This is a genomic window from Microbacterium sp. CPCC 204701, assembly GCF_004010105.1.
Lineage (GTDB): Bacteria > Actinomycetota > Actinomycetes > Actinomycetales > Microbacteriaceae > Microbacterium.
On sequence record NZ_RRYE01000529.1, the window covers coordinates 1 to 1,613 of the forward strand.

The window sequence follows — 1,613 nt, forward strand, 5'->3', positions numbered from 1 at the left end:
GACTGGGCCGCCGACGACCTGCCTGGCGTGTGAATCACCACAGGCGCGCGGCGGCGAGCGCCGTCGCCGCCGGCTCGCCGAGTACCGCGCCGTCGGCGCGTGCCGACAGCTCGCGCGCGAACGCTCCCAGCTCGCGGCGATACGCGGGGTCGGGATGCTCTTCGGCGAGGTCCACGAGCGGCGGAAGGTCCATCGCGAGGATGAGCCGTACGCGGGATGCCGCGGCACGCGTCTGGCCTGCGGCGTCGAGTACCTCGATCCCGTCGGCGAGGGCCTCGAGGTAGTCGCGCATCACGGGGAGCTCGCCCTTGTGCTGCGTGATGGAAGAGCCGTCCGCGCGCTCGCGCCATTCCACGACGACGTCGGGGATGACATCGAACGCGCGGGCGCGCGTGTACATCTGCTGAGCGACGATCTGGTCCTCGTACGCCTTGCCGACGGGGAACCGCAGCCCCGCCCGCCGCCAGAAGTCGATGCGGCTCACCTTCGACCACGCGACGATGTTGCCCGACGCGTCGGGGTGGTGCTCGAGGGTCGTGCCCGTGCGCGCGGGGTCGGTGGCCGCGCTCACCCACGGCTGGACGTGACCCGCGGCGTAGCCGCCCGCGGTGTCGGGGCGCAGGCGCACGTAGGCGCCCAGCGCGAAATCGCTGCCGCTGCGGTCGACGGTCGTGACGAGGCGTTCCAGGGCGGTGGGCGTCATCCGGTCGTCGGCGTCGAGGAACGCGACGAACGGCGTGCGCACCCGGTCGATCCCGGTGTTGCGCGCCGCTCCGAGCCCTGCGCGAGCGGAGTGGTGCACGACCTCGAAGCGCGGATCCCGCACCGCTGCCTCGTCGAAGACCGCACCGGTGGCGTCGGTCGAGGCGTCGTCGACCAGCACCGCCGCCCAATCGGTCAGCGTCTGCGCGCGCAGCGAGTCGAGCGCGTCGACCGCCCACTCCGCCACGTCGTACCCCGGCACGATCACGGTCACGACGGCAGGCACGTACAGATCCTATGGGCGCCGGCAGACGCGAGGCGTTGCAGCGCTGCGCGGCCGCCTCCGCCCTGCGTCGCTCGGCGGGGTGGAGGATTCGCCCGATGCCGGAGGATTCCGCCGCCATCCTCGGCCGAGCGTGCGCCGCTCCGACGAGCGGATCGTCCGTCGGGTGGGCAGGCTCAGCCCCCGGCGCCCGAGACGGCGGCGACGGATGCCGCGACCGCGTCGGCGACGGCATCCAGCGGCTCGCGCAGCGAGTGCGGGAAGGTGAAGCGCACGGCGGTGCGGGCGATCTCAGGGTCCACGCCCATCGCGACGAGCACGTGCGAGGGGTCGTCGCTGCCCGCGGCGCACGCTGACCCGCTCGACGACACGACGCCGCGCCTCTCGAGCTCGAGCAGCACGGCCTCGCCACTGGTCCCGGCGAACGTGAAGCTCGCGGTGCCGGGGAGCCGGTGCAGGGGGTCGCCGGTGAGCGATGCCGACGGCACTGCGCTGAGCACGCGCGCCACGAACGTGTCGCGGATGGCGGCGACACGGCCCGCCGCCTCTGCGCGTTCGGCCTCGGCGAGCTCGAGCGCGGTCGCGAAGCCGACCGCACCGGCGACGTTCTCGGTGCCGCTGCGGCGGC

The 1,613-nt window shown here is 74.1% G+C and carries 2 protein-coding genes; both read right to left on the reverse strand.

Features of this window, described 5'->3' with window-relative positions:
* Nucleotides 1–34: 34 nt before the first annotated feature.
* The gene (locus tag EIO58_RS17535) at nt 35–988 is read right to left on the reverse strand and encodes a glycosyltransferase family 2 protein (RefSeq protein ID WP_446723951.1); all 954 of its coding nucleotides are present in this window, start codon (nt 986–988) and stop codon (nt 35–37) included.
* A gap of 173 nt (nt 989–1,161) precedes the next feature.
* A partial coding sequence (locus tag EIO58_RS17540; protein ID WP_127820515.1) for an aminotransferase class V-fold PLP-dependent enzyme occupies nt 1,162–1,613 on the reverse strand: 452 nt, incomplete at its 5' end.